A 15,854-nucleotide genomic window follows, 5' to 3' on the forward strand; every position below is an offset into this window, starting at 1 on the left:
GCCTACCGGAGCGACTGTCCGAACCCCGACGCCAGCGGCATCCGCAGACCGATCGGCGGCGGCGCCGCGAGGGCGTCCTGCAGTGGGCGCGAGAACGGGCGGCCGAACAGCGTGCCCAGCATGAAGTCGACGGCCAGCGCGGTGACTTCGGCGCGGTGCTGCGACAGGCGGTGCCCGTCGGAGTGCACCTCGAAGCGGCACACGTCGCGGTTCGCCTTCTTCGCGCGCCCGGCGAGCCGGAACGACAACTCCGGGTCGGTGCGCCGGTCGTCGGTGCCGTGCACGAGCAGCACCCGTCGCCCCGCGAGCTGTTTCACCGGTTCGGGGGGCGAGGCGACGTCGTCCTCGGGCAGCCAAGGGGCAAGGGCGAGAACGGAGTTGACGGCCGTGTGGCCGGCCGCGTGCAGTGCCGCGCGGCCGCCCATGTCGATCCCGGCGAGACAGATCGGCACGTCGCCGTAGCGGCGCACCACCTCGTCCGCGGCCCACTCGGCGTCCCGCGCCGCCTCGGCCTGGGCCCCGTTCCATCCGCGGTAGCGGTAGTGCACGACATGCGTGACCAGGCCCTCGTCCCGGCCCGCCCGCGCGAGGCCGCGGGCGAGCGGCCGCAGGGCCACGGCCGCGAGCGGCGAGGGTCTGCGCACGGACGTCTCCTCGCCCGCGGGCAGCAGCAGCACCACGCCACCGACCGCCCCGGGCACGGGCCCGACCGCCTTGCCGAGCCTGGCCTCACGGGCCGGCGTCGCTTCCTGCTGCATGACAGAACAGTGTCAGAAGCGCTGGTGTACGCCACCCGTCCGCAGGGTCACCGTTGCGTATCGACAGATCACTTCCGGGCGAGATCTACGCGCGTAGGAGTTAGAGTGCCGAAATGACGAGCCAGACCACCGCGCACCCCGACAGCCCCCAGGCTCCGACCGCGGACCAGATCCGCCGCGCGCCCAAGGTGCTCCTGCACGACCACCTCGACGGCGGCCTGCGCCCCGGCACCGTCGTCGACCTGGCCCGCGAGCAGGGCTACGACAACCTGCCGGAGACCGACGCCGACAAGCTCGGCCTCTGGTTCCGCGAAGCGGCCGACTCCGGTTCCCTGGAGCGGTACTTGGAGACGTTCGCCCACACCTGCGCCGTCATGCAGACCAAGGAGGCCCTCTTCCGGGTCGCCGCCGAGTGCGCCGAGGACCTCGCCGAGGACGGCGTCGTCTACGCCGAGATCCGCTACGCGCCCGAGCAGCACCTGGAGCGGGGCCTCACTCTCGAAGAGGTCGTCGAGGCGGTCAACGACGGCTTCCGCGAGGGCGAGCGCCGCGCGAAGGAGAACGGCCACCGCATCCGCGTGGGCGCCCTCCTCACGGCGATGCGGCACGCCGCCCGCGCCCTGGAGATCGCCGAACTCGCCAACCGCTACCGGGACCTCGGCGTCGTCGGCTTCGACATCGCGGGCGCCGAGGCGGGCTTCCCGCCCACCCGCCACCTCGACGCGTTCGAGTACCTCAAGCGCGAGAACAACCACTTCACGATCCACGCCGGCGAGGCCTTCGGGCTCCCCTCCATCTGGCAGGCCCTGCAGTGGTGCGGCGCCGACCGCCTCGGCCACGGCGTGCGCATCATCGACGACATCCAGGTCGCCGACGACGGCACCGTGAAGCTCGGCCGCCTCGCGAGCTACGTGCGCGACAAGCGCATCCCGCTGGAGATGTGCCCGACCTCCAACCTGCAGACGGGAGCGGCCAGTTCGTACGCCGAGCACCCCATCGGGCTGCTGCGCAAGCTGCGGTTCAGGGTCACCGTCAACACGGACAACCGCCTCATGTCCGGTACGTCGATGAGCCGCGAGTTCGAGCACCTGGCCGACGCGTTCGGCTACACGCTGACGGACTTCGAGTGGTTCACCGTGAACGCGCTGAAGTCGGCCTTCGTCCCGTTCGACGAGCGCCTGGCGATGATCAACGACGTCGTCAAGCCGCGCTATGCCGAGCTGCGCTCCGAGTGGCTCTTCCGTTAGAGGCTGCGGTCAACATGGGGTTGACGGTGATCGGAGGATCGCCGTCCGGCCTCCATCGGGGCCGCCATGCCCTTCTGACCTGCGGTTCAGTCCTCCGGGCCGAGGCCGGTCCGGACGGGGTGGGCGAGGGTCGGCAGTAACTCCTGAGGGATGCGGCGTGTTTGCCGGGCACGGAACCGCATCCCCCAGGAACAAGGAACAAAGGACCCCATGAAGCAGTCTGCTGCCAAGACCCTCGGTGTTGCCGCTCTCGGTGTCGCCTTCGCCGCCGCCGGTGCCGGTGCCGCGAACGCCGCCCCGGCCGTGCCGGACGCCGCGGGAGCCCTCGGCTCCGTGACCTCGGGCCTGCCCGTCGAGCAGGCGGCGAGCGCGCTGCCCGCCGGCGGCCCCGAGGCCGTGAGCGCCGCGCAGAACGCTCTGGGCAGCGGCCTGACCGCCGCCAAGCCCGTCGTCGAGAAGGCCACCGACGGTGGTGACCCGGTCTCCGGGCTGCTCGGCGGCCTGCCCACCCAGGGCCTGCCCGTCGGCGGCGGCCTGCCGGCCCTCGGCTGACCCCGAGCACGACGAAGGGGCGCACCCGCGATTCGCGGGTGCGCCCCTTTTTCCGTACCGGCTTCCGGGTCTTTTGTACCGGCGCCCGGGTCACCAGGCCTGGCGGGCCTTGTTCTCACTCGGGAACAGCACCCACAGCGCGATGTAGAGCAGGAACTGCGGGCCGGGCAGCAGGCACGACAGCAGGAAGATCACGCGCATCGTGGTCGCGGAGGTGCCGAAGCGCCGTGCCAGCGCTGCGCACACTCCGCCGATCATCCGTCCGTCGGTGGGGCGGGTAAGGGCGGTCATGGTGGGCTCCTTCGCGAACCTTCGCCGTGTGGTGCTTACGTATTCGAAGGTACGGCCGCACAGCGGGCGAAGCGTCAGCTCACGGGGCGATGCCGACCCTGGTAATCGTCGGGGTAGGACCCTGAGACGGCTCCTGCCGGGGGAGGGGGGCGGCCTCGGCCCTGCGGCGGAGCCGGGCCCGCAGCGCGGGCACCACGGCGAGATGGGCGAAGGCCACGCCCACGGTGTTCAGCAGCAGCGAGTCGACGTCCACGACCTGCCCGGGCACCCCGGTCTGCAGCAGTTCGATGCCGAGCGAGATCAGCGCGCCCGCCGCGACCGTGCGCAGCAGCGAACCGCACACGGACACGTCCAGGCGGCCGCCCGCGAGGGGCAGCAGCACACCGAGCGGGGCGAGCAGGACCAGCCCCTCGCCGATGCGCGCGGCGCCCTCCTGCCAGCCGAGCGCCAGGTCGGCCCGGATACCGGCCAGGGGATGCAGGTTCGGCGCACTGACCCAGGGCACGTCGAGGGGACGCAGGGTGACCCACGCGACGAGGAAGAGGTGCACGGCGAGGAGAACGAGCCCTGCCGTACGGAAGCGGATGGCGGCCCCGTGGCCGCCCGAGCTGTGGCGCTGCACGACCCCCTAGACGCCGGTGGCGGGACGATCGGTTCCGGGGGGCCGACGATGACGTGGGTCACGCCGTCGGCGCCGGCTAGCTCACCGTCTCGGCGGGGGCGGGCGCGATACCGGGCCGGGCCTTGACCGCGTCCGAGCACTCGTAGCTGCGCAGCGGATCGTCGCCGGGGCCGCCGAGCACCACGTGCCCGCCGTCGTCCGCCGCGACCTTGCTGTTCGCGAACGTGCAGACCACCTGCGCCAAGGCGTACGGGGACAGGTCGTCCGGCGGGGTGTTCAGGCGCAGCGCGTCGACCGGGTCGCCCTTGAGCGGGCCCGAGACCTTCGTGCCGCGGCCGACGTCCGTGCTGTATCCGGCTTCCTTCTCCTCCGCGGTGAGCGGCTTGGCCAGCTGCCCGAGGAGCTCCTGGGCGACGCCGACCCGGTCGGAGTTCTGGTCGCGCTCCAGGGTGACGGTCCGGTCGACCGTCACCAGCTGCGACGTGCAGACGAGGAAGACCTGCACGGCGAACTCGCCTGCCGCGCGCGCCGCCACGTCGTTCGAGCCGGACAGGGAGCAGCCCACCCGCGTGGGCGCGGGCCCGAAGTCGGTGGGCACCTCCGTGGAACGGATCCCGCAGCCGGTCAGCAGCACGGCCGCGAGTCCGAGCAGTACCGACAGCCTTGTACGAGGCCTCACTTGACGACACCGCCTTCCTGGGGGTCCTCGGGGTCCTTGGCCTCGTCGTCGGCGTTCCGGGTCAGCGGCGAGGCGTCGACCGGCAGCCGCAGGGTGAACACGGCGCCGCCCTCGGGGGAGTTGGCGGCGGTGATCTCGCCGCCGTGCACATGCGCGTTCTCCAGGGCGATGGACAGCCCCAGGCCGCTGCCCTCCGACCGCGGCCGCGAGGCGCTGGCCTTGTAGAACCGGTCGAAGACGTGCGGCAGGACGTCCTCGGGGATGCCGGGCCCGTGGTCGCGTACGGCGATGACCAGCTCCTCGCCCTCCGTCCGCACCGAGACCCGCACCGGGGAACCGCCGTGCTTGAGGGCGTTGCCGATCAGGTTGGCGAGGATCACGTCGAGGCGGCGCGGGTCGAGACGCACCATGTTGCCGCGCTCGGCGTCGAGCTCGACGGCGTCCAGCCAGGCGCGGGCGTCGATGCACGCGGTGATCTGGTCGGCGATGTCGACCGTGTCGACGACGAGCCGGGCGGTGCCCGCGTCGAAGCGGGTGACCTCCATGAGGTTCTCCACTAGGTCGTTCAGCCGCCGGGTCTCGCTGACCACGAGCCGGACCGCGGGCTCGATCATGGGGTCGACCGACCCGGTCTCGGCGTCGAGTTCCTCCTCCAGCACCTCGGTGACCGCGGTGATCGCGGTCAGCGGCGTACGGAGTTCGTGCGACATGTCGGCGACGAACCGGCGCGAGGCCTCGTCGCGCGCACTCATGTCGGCGACCTGCTTCTCCAGGTTCTCGGCGGTCTTGTTGAACGTCCGCGACAGCTCGGCCAGCTCGTCGGTGCCGGAGACCCGCAGCCGGGTGTCGAGCTTGCCCTCGCCGAGCCGGCGGGCGGCCACGCCGAGCCGGTGCACCGGCTTGAGCACGGTCGTCGCGGCGGCCTGCGCGAGCAGCGCCGAGCCGATCAGTGCCAGCCCGGTGGCGATGCCCAGCGACCAGGCCAGCGAGTTGAGGTCCTTGGCCTCCGGCTCCAGCGACTTCAGCATGTAGCCGGTCGGCCCGCCGTCCACCTTCGCGCCGCCCACCAGGAACGGTGTGTCGTCCTGCGTGGTGCGCTGCCAGTACAGGTGGTACGGGTGCTTGTTGTTGTCGTTGACCGGCTGCTTCCGGTTCACCGCGTCCTGCAGCGACCGCGGTACGTCGGCGACCGTGAAGGCGTCGAGATCGGAATTGCCCACGACCTTGCGGCCGTTCTCGTCCGTGCCGATGAGCAGCACGCTGAAGTGCTGGCTGCTGTCGGCCATCAGGTTCGCCGCGTGCTGGAGCTCGCCCTGCGTGGGGTGCTCGGGCAGTACGGCCGCCCGGTTCTGCATCTCCTGCTGGAAGTCGCTGAGGGTCGAGTCCTGGGTCCGGGTCAGCACGGCCTCGCGGTTGAGCCAGTACGCGATCCCGGACGCGGACACCGCGGCCGTCAGGGCGACGAGCGCGAACACCACGACGAGACGCAGCCGCAGGCTGGTGAAGCGCAGGCCCGCCAGTATCGCCTTCTTGGCCGCGGCCCAGCCACGGAGCTTGTCGTGCGGTTTGGTCACTGAGGAGAGTCCAGCCGGTAGCCCACGCCGCGCACGGTACGGATCAGCGTCGGTGACGACGGCACGTCCTCCACCTTCGCGCGCAGCCGCTGTACGCAGGCGTCGACGAGCCGCGAGTCACCGAGGTAGTCGTGCTCCCACACCAGGCGCAGCAGCTGCTGCCGGGACAGGGCCTGTCCGGGCCGGCGGCTCAGCTCCAGGAGCAACCGCAGCTCGGTGGGCGTCAGTTGGAGGTCCTCGCCGTTCTTGGTGACGGTCATCGCGGCGCGGTCGATGACCAGGGAGCCGAACGACGCCGCGTCGTTGGCCTCGCGCTCGCCGCGGCGCAGCACGGCACGGATCCGGGCGTCGAGGACCCGGCCCTGCACCGGCTTGACCACGTAGTCGTCGGCGCCGGACTCCAGCCCCACGACCACGTCGATGTCGTCGCTGCGCGCGGTGAGCAGGATGATCGGCAGCTGGTCCGTGCGCCGGATGCGGCGGCACACCTCGAACCCGTCGATGCCGGGCAGCATCACATCGAGGACGATCAGATCCGGCCGTTGCTCGCGCAGCAGCTTCAGACCGTCCTCGCCGGTGGCAGCGGTGGCCACCCGGTGACCCTGGCGCGTCAGAGACAGCTCCAGTGCCGTGCGGATGGCGTCGTCGTCCTCGATCAGCAACAGGGAAGGCACAAGCGCCATTCTGGCCCATCAGAGGCCTTTAGTTCGACCGCCGGAGCGCTCCCACACGCGACCCGCACAGCCGAAGCCGCTGTGACAGGCCTGTGACAGTCGACGGACACCGTCATGAAGTCCCCCGGGCAAGCTTTTGGACATCGCAAGGAACGACCACACGGAACACCGGACTCCACGACGGGGGGCGCGAGATGAACACGCTGCACAGCACCACCTCAAGCGCAGTTGTCACGCGTCTGCACGACGTCGTCACGGTCCGGTCCGAGAAGTCCGGTGCCGTGAGCGGGCGGGGGTGCGCTCGCGGCACCGGGCGTCAGCACGCCGCGTACATGACGGTGGTTGACGCGCACCAGGCGGCGCCCGAGGGTGCCGCTCACGGGGGAACCGCGTACAGGGAGGAATCGGGGGAGCAGCGTAAGTCCCTGTCGGAGGCCGAGTTCACGGCCTACGTCCAGGAACGCCGCGCCTCCCTGTACGCGACCGCCTACCACCTGACCGGTGACCGGTTCGAGGCCGAGGACCTGCTGCAGAGCGCACTGTTCTCGACCTACCGCGCCTGGGACCGGATCAGCGACAAGGCGGCGGTCGGGGGCTATCTGCGCCGCACCATGACCAATCTGCACATCAGCGCGTGGCGCCGCCGCAAGCTGAACGAGTACCCGACCGAGGAGCTGCCGGAGACGGCCGGCGACACGGACGCGATGCGCGGCACGGAGCTGCGCGCGGTGCTCTGGCAGGCGCTTGCCCGCCTTCCCGAACTGCAGCGCACGATGCTCGTGCTCCGCTACTACGAGGGCCGTACGGACCCCGAGATCGCGGAGATCCTCGACATCAGCGTCGGCACGGTGAAGTCGAGCATCTGGCGGTCGCTGCGGCGACTGCGCGAGGACGAGGTCCTGAGCTTCGGCCGGGACCAGGAGGAGTGCTTCGGGGAGCTTGTCGCCTAGGCACTACGGAGGGGGAAACGGGGGGCCCTGCTCGGGGGAGCGGGGTGGTCACGGGGGAGCGGTAACCGGGGGGATCACGGGGGATCGCCGCGGGGGGGAACGAGCGGGACCAGGAGGCCGGGGGGTCTTTCTGGTCCCGCTTCGTCGTGTGCGCCTGCGCGCCGCCCCTTACGGCGTGGCCCGCGCCTTCACGCAGCGGCCCGCGGCGGCCGCGGCCAGGCGGCCCAGTGCCTCGTCCTTGCCGCACGGGTGCGCGCCGAGCGCCGCCTGGCGGGCCACGATGGCACGCTCCGCGCGCATCAGGCGCCAGCCGCGGCGCAGCAGGAACGGGACCGACTTGCGGCCCTCCCTCAGATCGCGGAGCAGCCGGCGGCGGAACGTCGTCGAGGGGCGGCCGCGCAGGCACAGCGCGTCGGCCAGCACGCCGAGCTCCCGGCAGCGCTCCACGATGTCCGCCGCGAAGATGCCCTCCGCGATGAACAGGGGCGTGCGCTCGATGTCGAGCGCCTCCTCGCCCACCCGTGCGCTGATGGAGATGTCGTAGACCGGGACGTTGGTACGCCCCTGCTCGCACAGCGCGACGATCGCGGCGCACGCCGCGTCCGCGTCCCAGGACACCGGTGAGTCCCAGTCGATGTCCGAACTCCCCGGCACCAGCGGCAGGGTCGGGTCGTCGGCCTCCTTGTAGAAGTCGTCGAGGCACAGCACGGGAAGCCCGGAGCGGGCGGCGAACGACGATTTCCCGGAGCCGGAGGGCCCTGTCAGCAGGACGACCCGGGTCGGTATCGGAGGATGCGAACTCACGAGAGACCAGTGTGCGGCATGGACGCCGCGACGCCGACCCCGCGTGGTGACGTTGTGGCGCGCACCACGTCAACTACGCTGTGTGGTTCTGTCGTTACCCGATCCGAAAGGCTCAGGCGCAAAGATCATGGCTCGACACGCAGCCCGCAAGAACCCGATGCCCGCGTCCGGGACCCGCCGCGCCCTGCTGCGCGCGGGCCTGACCGTGACCGCCGCCGGTGCGGCCGTCGCCGCGGGCGCCGTGACCGCGAGCGCCGCGCCGGCCGAAGGCGTGGACACGTCGGGTCCCGTCCAGACGCTGACCCAGGCGGTGAACGCCTCGACCACGTACGGGCTCGGCCCCGCCAAGGACCTGCAGCTCGACCCGCTGGCCGGGACCGGCGTCGACCCCCTCGACAACGTCGTGGGCACCCAGGTCGCGGACTTCAAGCCGGTGGACACCGGAATGGTCACCGACCCGCTGACGTCGGGGAGTTCACTGTCCGAGCTGCCGGTCGTCGGTCCCGCGACGGGCGTCCTGCCCGGCTGAACCGGCCGGCCGGTCGCCGGACGACGGCGCGGGGCGGGTCCGCAGCGGCACCTCGCGCACGGCCCACGCCGCGGCGAACGCCACCGCGCACAGTGCGGCCGTGCCCAGCGCGACCCCGTGCACCCCGTCGACGACGCTCGCCCGGAACACCGCGGGACGTGCGCCGTCCCGCACCCGCTGCGCGAACACCGACCCGAGCACCGCGACCCCGAGCGAGCCGCCGACCGTGCGCAGCAGCGTCTGGGTGCCGTTCGCCGCCCCGAGGTCCCGTGGCGCGGCGCTGTTCATGGTGAGCAGCATCGCGGGCTGCAGCAGGCATCCCAGGCCCGCGCCGAGCAGCAGGGTCAGGGCGGAGGCCGCCCACAGCGCCGTGTCCGTGCCGAGCAGGAGCAGGGCGAGCGCGCCCCCGGTCGCCAGCGCGCCGCCCACGATCGGATAGCGGCGGTAGCGCCCGCCCGCGCCGACCCGGCGGCCGATCGCCAGTTGGGCGGCCATCATGCCGAGCATCAGCGGGAGCAGCAGCAGCCCGCTCGCTGTCGCCGACATGCCGCGTGCGCGCTGCAGGTACTGCGGCAGGTAGCTGGCCGCCGCGAGCATGGCCGCCCCGGCCGTGAAGCTCAGGACCTGCGCGACCGTGAAGTTCCGGTCGCGGAACAGGCGGGGCGGGATCACCGGCTCGGCCGCGCGCCGCTCCACCCGCACGAATCCGGCGAGGGCCGCCGCCGAGACGAGCGCGAGGCCCAGGATCTGCGGTGACGTCCACGCGTACGTCGGGCCCGCCCAGCTCGCCAGCAGCGTCAGGCTGAGGGTCGCCGTGGTGAGCAGGGCCGCGCCCGCGAGGTCGGCGCGGGCGCGGATGCGTGCCGTACGGACCCGGACGCCGACGGCGATGATCGCGAGGGCGACGATGCCGACGGGGACGTTGACGTAGAAGGCCCAGCGCCAGTTCAGCTGGTCGGTGAGGAAGCCGCCGAGCAGCGGGCCGCCGATCATGGCGGCGGGCAGCAGGACGCCGATGAGCGACTGGGAGCGGCCGGCTTCCGCCGGGGTCAGCAGCGTCCCGAGGAGCGAGAGCGCGCCGACGAACAGGCCGCCAGCGCCGAGCCCCTGCACGGCCCGGAACGCGATCAACTGCCCCATGTCCTGGGCGAGTCCGCACAGGACGGAGCCGGCGAGGAAGACGGTGATGGAGGCGAGGTAGCTGCCCTTGCGGCCGTAGAGGTCGCCGATCTTTCCCCACAGCGGTGTGGCGACGGCGGTGGTCAGCAGGTACGCCGTCACCACCCACGACAGATGGGCGAGGCCGCCCAGGTCGTCGACGATCACGGGCAGCGCCGTGCCGATGATGGTCCCGTCGAGCGTGGCGAGCACGATGCCGAGCAGCAGGCCGAGGATCACCGGGCGGGACGGCGTCGCGGCGGCTCCCTCCTCGCCGGTCCCGGTGGTCTCCGTGTGCGTGATCATGGTTCCCCCTCGGGCGATGCGACGGTCCGTCAGGCGGCGTACGGGCGGACCGACTTCGCGTCCCGCAGGGCGTGGGCCCACCAGGTGAGCTGGTCGAGCATCGCCTTCGCCGCGGTGTCCACGGCCGGGTCGTCGACGCGGCCGTCCGCCGCGAAGGCGCCGTAGGCGTTGTGGAAGCTGACCGTGTTGCGGATGGTCGTGGCGTTCAACTCGGCCATCACGACGCGGAGTTGCTCGACCGCCCGCAGGCCGCCGGACAGGCCCCCGTACGACACGAACGCGATCGGCTTGCCGTGCCACTGCTCGTTGTGCCAGTCGATCGCGTTCTTCAGGGCCGCCGGGAAGCTGTGGTTGTACTCGGGCGTGACGAAGACGAACGCGTCGGCGGCCGCGAGGCGCGGGGTCACCCGGGACAGGGCCTCCTCGGTGCCGGGCGGCGGCGCCTGGCCGAAGGCCGGCAGGACGGTGGGCAGCGGCGTCTCGGTGAGGTCGACGACATCGGCGCGCAGATCGTCGCGCTGTCCGAGGAGGCCGGTGAGCCACCTGACGACCACGGGCGCGAAGCGGCCCTCGCGGGTGGAGCCGACGAGGACGGCGACGCGGAGCGGAGCGGTGCTGGACACGGTGAACCCCCTGATTGTGTACGGCGTATCCGTTGGCGTACAACGTACACATCAATGTGTACAGCGTCTACTGGGGATACGCTGTACACGACATCGAGCGAGAGGAGCCGGGCCGTGGCGGCACGGAAGGACGACGGCGGTACGGGCGAGAGCCGGCTGGTCGAGCCCTCCCTCTGGGAGCGCCTGGAGCGGCCCGCGCCCACCCGGCGTGCCTCGCTCACGCTGGAGGGCATCGCCGCGGCCGCCGTGGAGCTGGCCGACGAGGAGGGGGCGGGCGCCGTCACCATGCGGCGGCTCGCCACGAAGCTCGGGGTCGCGCCGATGGCCGCGTACCGGCACGTCTCGGGCAAGGGTGATCTGTGGGCGCTCATGTTCGACCGGGTCTCGGCCGAACTCGCGGTGCCGGACGAGGTGACCGAGTGGCGTGCGGTGCTGCGCTCCTTCGCCGTGCAGACCCGCGACCTGATGCTGCGGCACCCGTGGCTCGGACGGGCGCCGCTGCCGACGATCTCGCTCACCCCGGCCCGGATGGCGCTCGCCGAACGGCAGTTGAGGTCGCTGGCCGCCCATGACCTGGACGCCGACTCGATGATGGCCGCGTTCCGTGCGGTCAGCGCCTATGTGCACGGCTCGACGCAGGCCGAGATCGCGCTGCGCGAGTACAAGGAGGAGCAGGGCTGGAAGAGCGGCGACGAGACCCGGCAGGCACTCGCGCCGCAGATGAACTACCTGATGGGGACCGGCCGTTACCCCACCTACCGGAAGTACGGCCTCTCCGCGACGCGCAAGGACGATCCCGCCTGGGAGTTCGAGCTCGGCCTCGACTGCGTGCTCGACGGGATCGCGCAGCGCCTCGGCATCTGAGGACCCGGGAACGGGCGAGGCCCCGGCCCCTCCCGGACGGAGGAGGGGCCGGGGCCTCGGGCTCGGGCGGCCCTAGTACGAGGAGCCGGACGCGCCCAGCGAACCCGTCGGGTGCCAGACGGTCTTGGTCTCCAGGAACGTCGTCAGCCGGTCCGTGCCCGGGTCCGCGGTGAAGTCCTCCCCGGACCGGGGACGGCGCACCCGCTTCAGATTGTCGGCCGCGGCGATCTCCAGCTCCTTCGCGAGGTCCGCGTCGGCGCCGGTGAGATCGATGCCGTTCACGTCCTGGTGCGCGGCGAGCGACGGGGCGATCTCCGACGCCTTGCCGGACAGGATGTTGACCACGCCGCCGGGCAGGTCGGAGGTGGCGAGCACCTCGCCGAGCGACAGCGCGGGCAGCGGGGACTTCTCCGACGCGATCACGACGACCGTGTTGCCGCTCGCGATGACCGGGGCGATCACCGAGACGAGGCCCAGGAACGACGACTCCTGCGGCGCGACGACGGCGACGACACCCGTCGGCTCGGGCGTGGAGAGGTTGAAGAACGGCCCGGCGACCGGGTTCGCCCCGCCCACGACCTGGCCGATCTTGTCGGTCCAGCCCGAGTACCAGACCCAGCGGTCGATCGCGGCGTCCACCACGGCGGCCGCCTTCGACTTGCTCAGGCCCTCCGCCGCGGCGACCTCACGGTCGTACTGCTCGCGGCGGCCCTCCAGCATCTCGGCGACGCGGTAGAGGATCTGCCCGCGGTTGTGCGCGGTCGCGCCCGACCAGCCGCCGAACGCCTTGCGCGCGGCGACCACGGCGTCCCGGCCGTCCTTGCGGGACGACAGCGGCGCGTTCGCGAGCCACGTGCTGCCCTTGGAGTCGGTCACTTCGTACACCCGGCCGCTCTCGGAACGCGGGAACTTCCCGCCCACGTACAGCTTGTAGGTCTTGAGGACACTCAAACGGTCAGACACTGAGGTACGCCTCCAGGCCGTGGCGGCCGCCCTCGCGGCCGAAGCCCGACTCCTTGTAGCCGCCGAAGGGCGAGGTCGGGTCGAACTTGTTGAACGTGTTGGCCCAGACGACGCCCGCACGGAGCTTGTTCGCGACCGCGAGGATGCGCGAGCCCTTCTCCGTCCAGATGCCGGCCGAGAGCCCGTACTGGGTGTTGTTGGCCTTCGCCACCGCCTCTTCCGGGGTGCGGAAGGAGAGCACGGACAGGACCGGGCCGAAGATCTCGTCGCGGGCGACGGTGTGCGCCTGCGTCACGTTCGTGAAGAGCGTCGGGGCGAACCAGTAGCCGGAGGAGGGCAGTTCGCACGGCGCCGACCAGCGCTCGGCGCCCTCGGCCTCGCCGGTCTCGGCGAGCGCCGTGATCCGGGCCAGCTGCTCGGCGGAGTTGATCGCGCCGATGTCGGTGTTCTTGTCGAGCGGGTCGCCGAGCCGGAGCGTCGACAGGCGCCGCTTGAGCGAGTCGAGCAGCTCGTCCTGGACCGACTCCTGCACGAGGAGGCGCGAGCCCGCGCAGCAGACCTGCCCCTGGTTGAAGAAGATGCCGGTGACGATGCCCTCGACGGCCTGGTCGATCGGGGCGTCGTCGAAGACGATGTTGGCGCCCTTGCCGCCGAGTTCGAGCGTGAGCTTCTTGTCCGTGCCCGCGACCGTGCGGGCGATCTCCTTGCCCACGGCCGTGGAGCCGGTGAAGGCCACCTTGTTCACATCGGGGTGCGCGACCAGCGCGGCGCCCGCGTCGCCGTATCCCGGAAGGATGTTGACGACGCCCTTGGGGAGCCCGGCCTGGCGGCAGATGTCCGCGAAGAACAGGGCGGACAGCGGTGTCGTCTCGGCGGGCTTGAGGACGACCGTGTTGCCCGTGGCGAGCGCCGGGGCGATCTTCCACGCGAGCATCAGCAGCGGGAAGTTCCACGGGATGACCTGGCCCGCGACGCCCAGCGCCTTCGGGTCCGGGCCGAAGCCCGCGTGGCCGAGCTTGTCGGCCCAGCCCGCGTAGTAGAAGAAGTGCGCGGCGACGAGGGGCAGGTCGGCGTCCCGCGTCTCCTTGATGGGCTTGCCGTTGTCGAGCGTCTCCAGGACGGCCAGCTCGCGGCTGCGCTCCTGGATGATCCGCGCGATACGGAACAGGTACTTGCCGCGCTCGGCGCCCGGCAGCGCCGACCACTTCTCGAAGGCCTTGCGGGCGGCCTTCACGGCCCGCTCCACATCGGCCGCACCGGCCTGCGCGACCTCGGAGAGGACCTCCTCGGTGGACGGGGAGACGGTCTTGAAGACCTTGCCGTCGGCCGCGTCGGTGAACTCGCCGTCGATGAACAGCCCGTAGCTGGGGGCGATGTCGACGACCGAGCGGGACTCGGGCGCCGGGGCGTACTCAAATGCGTTTGCCATGGGTGATCAGTCCACCGTCACGTAGTCGGGACCGGAGTAGCGTCCTGTGGCCAGCTTCTGGCGCTGCATCAGCAGGTCGTTGAGCAGGCTGGAGGCGCCGAACCGGAACCAGTGGTTGTCGAGCCAGTCCTCGCCCACCGTCTCGTTCACGATCACGAGGAACTTGACGGCGTCCTTCGAGGTGCGGATGCCGCCGGCGGGCTTCACGCCGACCTGCACGCCGGTGGCGGCGCGGAAGTCGCGGACGGCCTCCAGCATCAGCAGCGTGTTCGCGGGGGTGGCGTTGACACCGACCTTGCCCGTCGAGGTCTTGATGAAATCGGCCCCGGCCAGCATGCCGATCCAGCTCGCGCGCCGGATGTTGTCGTACGTCGACAGCTCGCCGGTCTCGAAGATGACCTTGAGCCGGGCGGCCCCGGAGGCCTCCTTCACGGCGCGGATCTCCTCGTAGACCTTCAGGTACTTCCCGGCGAGGAAGGCGCCGCGGTCGATGACCATGTCGATCTCGTCGGCGCCCGCCGCGACGGCCTCGCGGACGTCCCCGAGCTTGACGTCGAGGGCGGCGCGGCCGGCCGGGAACGCGGTGGCGACGGACGCGACCTTGACGTCGGTGCCCGCGACGGCGGCCTTCGCGGTGGCCACCATGTCCGGGTACACACAGACGGCGGCGGTGCGCGGGGTGGTCCGGTCGGTCGGGTCGGGGTGGACGGCCTTGGCGCCGAGGGCCCGGACCTTGCCCGGGGTGTCGGCGCCCTCCAGGGTCGTCAGGTCGATCATCGAGATGGCCAGGTCGATGGCGTACGCCTTCGCCGTGGTCTTGATGGAACGGGTCCCGAGCGCGGCGGCGCGGCCCTCCAGGCCCACCGCGTCGACGCCAGGCAGGCCCTGGAGGAATCGGCGCAGGGTGGCCTCGGAAGCGGTGGCGTCGGCCAGCGCGTGTTCGTTGGCTGGTGCGGGTGCAGTGGGCATGGTCACGAGGGGAGCATATCTACGCGCGTAGCGGCTGTACAGAGGAGCTCCGCTCGGGAGCGGGGGTACTGGGGAGCTGGGCGAGGAGCCATGACGAATCGGCACCCGGGGACGGTCCCCGGGCCCCGGGGCTCTGCCCCGGACCCCGCTCCTCAATCGCCGGAGGGGCTTGACGGGGCGGAGGGGCTTGAGGGGGCGGAAGGGCTTGGTGTGCCGGACGGGTTCAGCGGCGCGTCAGGCAGAATCGACCTCATGACGAGCGAAACCACGTCCCCGGACCGCATCTACCGGTCGCCCGCCGGCATCGCGGGCGGCGTCGTGCTGCTCGCGCTCGGCGCCTGGCTCGGTGCCGACGCGGTGATCGGCGGTACCGGCCGCACCCCGTGGCTGGCGCTCGCCGGGCTGCTCTTCGCGGTGCCGCTCGTCGTCGCCTTCACGATCCGCCCCGCCGTCTACGGCAACGACGACCGGCTGCGCGTGCGCAACCCGTTCCGCGTCATCACCCTGCCCTGGGCGACCGTGGCGAGCTTCCGCTCCGGGTACTCCAACGAGGTGTTCGACGAAGCGGGCAACAAGTACCAGCTCTGGTCCATCCCGGTCTCGCTGCGCGCCCGCCGCAAGGTCCAGCGCCGCCATCTGCGGGCCCAGTCCGCCGCCCGCGGCCAGCAGGACGCGACGGCGCCCCTGGCCGAGCAGCGCGCCCCCGCCGACAAGTCCATGGACGAGCTGCGCGAGCTGTGCGAGGCGCGGGCCGCGGCGAGGACGTCGCAGGGCGAGCCGAGCGTCCGCTGGGCGTACGAGATCATCGCCCCGGCCGTGGCCGGCGCCGTCCTGCTCGCCCTCCTCATCGCGCTGGGCTGAG

18 protein-coding genes are annotated in these 15,854 nt (G+C 71.9%); 6 read left to right on the forward strand and 12 right to left on the reverse strand.

Annotation, left to right across the window (positions count from 1 at the left end; genetic code table 11):
• Positions 1 to 2: 2 nt before the first annotated feature.
• The gene (locus tag ACVHNB_RS04630) at positions 3 to 758 is read right to left on the reverse strand and encodes an alpha/beta hydrolase family protein (RefSeq protein WP_428952695.1); all 756 of its coding nucleotides are present in this window, start codon (positions 756 to 758) and stop codon (positions 3 to 5) included.
• 113 nt (positions 759 to 871) lie between these two features.
• Here ACVHNB_RS04630 and ACVHNB_RS04635 point away from each other — a divergent pair, with 113 nt between their 5' ends.
• Together ACVHNB_RS04635 and ACVHNB_RS04640 are read left to right on the forward strand one after the other, a co-directional pair.
• Positions 872 to 2,005, forward strand: coding sequence for an adenosine deaminase (locus ACVHNB_RS04635; RefSeq protein WP_428952694.1), 1,134 nt, complete (start codon positions 872 to 874; stop codon positions 2,003 to 2,005).
• Positions 2,006 to 2,215: 210 nt separating this feature from the next.
• Positions 2,216 to 2,557: an ATP-binding protein gene (locus ACVHNB_RS04640; RefSeq protein ID WP_428952693.1), complete on the forward strand. Its 342-nt coding sequence runs from the start codon at positions 2,216 to 2,218 to the stop codon at positions 2,555 to 2,557.
• Between the two features lie 90 nt (positions 2,558 to 2,647).
• Here the strand turns inward: ACVHNB_RS04640 and ACVHNB_RS04645 are convergent, their stop codons facing one another.
• From ACVHNB_RS04645 to afsQ1, 5 genes are all read right to left on the reverse strand, one after another.
• A complete protein-coding gene (locus ACVHNB_RS04645) occupies positions 2,648 to 2,848 on the reverse strand; it encodes a PspC domain-containing protein (RefSeq protein WP_428952692.1) in 201 nt (66 codons plus the stop codon).
• Positions 2,849 to 2,927: 79 nt separating this feature from the next.
• Positions 2,928 to 3,470: a VanZ family protein gene (locus ACVHNB_RS04650; protein WP_428952691.1), complete on the reverse strand. Its 543-nt coding sequence runs from the start codon at positions 3,468 to 3,470 to the stop codon at positions 2,928 to 2,930.
• 76 nt (positions 3,471 to 3,546) lie between these two features.
• Positions 3,547 to 4,149: a hypothetical protein gene (locus tag ACVHNB_RS04655; protein WP_456227467.1), complete on the reverse strand. Its 603-nt coding sequence runs from the start codon at positions 4,147 to 4,149 to the stop codon at positions 3,547 to 3,549.
• Complete coding sequence (locus ACVHNB_RS04660; RefSeq protein ID WP_428952690.1) at positions 4,146 to 5,723, reverse strand: ATP-binding protein; 1,578 nt, start codon at positions 5,721 to 5,723, stop codon at positions 4,146 to 4,148. The genes ACVHNB_RS04655 and ACVHNB_RS04660 overlap by 4 nt, the downstream gene beginning before the upstream one ends.
• A complete protein-coding gene (gene afsQ1, locus ACVHNB_RS04665; RefSeq protein WP_161300939.1) occupies positions 5,720 to 6,397 on the reverse strand; it encodes a two-component system response regulator AfsQ1 in 678 nt (225 codons plus the stop codon). Before afsQ1 ends, ACVHNB_RS04660 begins: the two co-directional genes overlap by 4 nt.
• Before the next feature lie 194 nt (positions 6,398 to 6,591).
• On the opposite strand from afsQ1, the gene ACVHNB_RS04670 reads away from it, so the two are divergent.
• Positions 6,592 to 7,347, forward strand: coding sequence for a SigE family RNA polymerase sigma factor (locus ACVHNB_RS04670; RefSeq protein ID WP_456227468.1), 756 nt, complete (start codon positions 6,592 to 6,594; stop codon positions 7,345 to 7,347).
• A 168-nt stretch (positions 7,348 to 7,515) separates the two neighbouring features.
• Here the strand turns inward: ACVHNB_RS04670 and ACVHNB_RS04675 are convergent, their stop codons facing one another.
• Positions 7,516 to 8,151, reverse strand: a complete 636-nt coding sequence (locus tag ACVHNB_RS04675; RefSeq protein ID WP_428952688.1) for an ATP-binding protein — start codon at positions 8,149 to 8,151, stop codon at positions 7,516 to 7,518.
• Positions 8,152 to 8,278: 127 nt separating this feature from the next.
• On the opposite strand from ACVHNB_RS04675, the gene ACVHNB_RS04680 reads away from it, so the two are divergent.
• On the forward strand, positions 8,279 to 8,680 hold the full coding sequence (locus tag ACVHNB_RS04680; protein ID WP_428952687.1) for a hypothetical protein: 402 nt from the start codon (positions 8,279 to 8,281) through the stop codon (positions 8,678 to 8,680).
• Here ACVHNB_RS04680 and ACVHNB_RS04685 read toward each other — a convergent pair.
• Both ACVHNB_RS04685 and ACVHNB_RS04690 read right to left on the reverse strand, forming a co-directional pair.
• Positions 8,627 to 10,144, reverse strand: a complete 1,518-nt coding sequence (locus tag ACVHNB_RS04685) for a DHA2 family efflux MFS transporter permease subunit (RefSeq protein WP_456227469.1) — start codon at positions 10,142 to 10,144, stop codon at positions 8,627 to 8,629. The two genes, ACVHNB_RS04680 and ACVHNB_RS04685, sit on opposite strands and share 54 nt — an antisense overlap.
• Before the next feature lie 29 nt (positions 10,145 to 10,173).
• Positions 10,174 to 10,767 carry an NADPH-dependent FMN reductase gene (locus ACVHNB_RS04690; RefSeq protein WP_456227470.1) on the reverse strand — a complete coding sequence of 198 codons (594 nt, stop codon included), beginning with the start codon at positions 10,765 to 10,767 and terminating at the stop codon, positions 10,174 to 10,176.
• Between the two features lie 114 nt (positions 10,768 to 10,881).
• Here ACVHNB_RS04690 and ACVHNB_RS04695 point away from each other — a divergent pair, with 114 nt between their 5' ends.
• Positions 10,882 to 11,631 (forward strand): TetR/AcrR family transcriptional regulator, encoded by a 750-nt coding sequence (locus ACVHNB_RS04695; RefSeq protein WP_428952684.1) that lies wholly within the window; start codon positions 10,882 to 10,884, stop codon positions 11,629 to 11,631.
• Between the two features lie 72 nt (positions 11,632 to 11,703).
• Here the strand turns inward: ACVHNB_RS04695 and ACVHNB_RS04700 are convergent, their stop codons facing one another.
• Genes ACVHNB_RS04700 through deoC form a run of 3 tightly spaced genes read right to left on the reverse strand, consistent with a single transcriptional unit; the run spans position 11,704 to position 14,998 of the window.
• Positions 11,704 to 12,594: an aldehyde dehydrogenase family protein gene (locus ACVHNB_RS04700; RefSeq protein WP_456227471.1), complete on the reverse strand. Its 891-nt coding sequence runs from the start codon at positions 12,592 to 12,594 to the stop codon at positions 11,704 to 11,706.
• Positions 12,587 to 14,023, reverse strand: coding sequence for an aldehyde dehydrogenase family protein (locus ACVHNB_RS04705; protein ID WP_428952682.1), 1,437 nt, complete (start codon positions 14,021 to 14,023; stop codon positions 12,587 to 12,589). The genes ACVHNB_RS04700 and ACVHNB_RS04705 overlap by 8 nt, the downstream gene beginning before the upstream one ends.
• A gap of 6 nt (positions 14,024 to 14,029) precedes the next feature.
• Positions 14,030 to 14,998 (reverse strand): deoxyribose-phosphate aldolase, encoded by a 969-nt coding sequence (deoC, locus tag ACVHNB_RS04710; RefSeq protein ID WP_428952681.1) that lies wholly within the window; start codon positions 14,996 to 14,998, stop codon positions 14,030 to 14,032.
• A 246-nt stretch (positions 14,999 to 15,244) separates the two neighbouring features.
• Between deoC and ACVHNB_RS04715 the strand changes: the two genes are divergently transcribed.
• The gene (locus ACVHNB_RS04715; RefSeq protein ID WP_456227472.1) at positions 15,245 to 15,853 is read left to right on the forward strand and encodes a PH domain-containing protein; all 609 of its coding nucleotides are present in this window, start codon (positions 15,245 to 15,247) and stop codon (positions 15,851 to 15,853) included.
• The last annotated feature ends 1 nt before the right edge of the window (position 15,854 follow it).

The sequence above is a fragment of the Streptomyces sp. YJ-C3 genome, assembly GCF_053891275.1.

Bases quoted from the DNA above. Each gene is read 5' to 3' on its own strand.
- ACVHNB_RS04630 (WP_428952695.1), bottom strand. From the start codon at position 758: ATGCAGCAGGAAGCGACGCCGGCCCGTGAGGCCAGGCTCGGCAAGGCG.
- ACVHNB_RS04635 (WP_428952694.1), top strand. From the start codon at position 872: ATGACGAGCCAGACCACCGCGCACCCCGACAGCCCCCAGGCTCCGACC.
- ACVHNB_RS04640 (WP_428952693.1), top strand. From the start codon at position 2,216: ATGAAGCAGTCTGCTGCCAAGACCCTCGGTGTTGCCGCTCTCGGTGTC.
- ACVHNB_RS04645 (WP_428952692.1), bottom strand. From the start codon at position 2,848: ATGACCGCCCTTACCCGCCCCACCGACGGACGGATGATCGGCGGAGTG.
- ACVHNB_RS04670 (WP_456227468.1), top strand. From the start codon at position 6,592: ATGAACACGCTGCACAGCACCACCTCAAGCGCAGTTGTCACGCGTCTG.
- ACVHNB_RS04680 (WP_428952687.1), top strand. From the start codon at position 8,279: ATGGCTCGACACGCAGCCCGCAAGAACCCGATGCCCGCGTCCGGGACC.
- ACVHNB_RS04685 (WP_456227469.1), bottom strand. From the start codon at position 10,144: ATGATCACGCACACGGAGACCACCGGGACCGGCGAGGAGGGAGCCGCC.
- ACVHNB_RS04705 (WP_428952682.1), bottom strand. From the start codon at position 14,023: ATGGCAAACGCATTTGAGTACGCCCCGGCGCCCGAGTCCCGCTCGGTC.
- ACVHNB_RS04715 (WP_456227472.1), top strand. From the start codon at position 15,245: ATGACGAGCGAAACCACGTCCCCGGACCGCATCTACCGGTCGCCCGCC.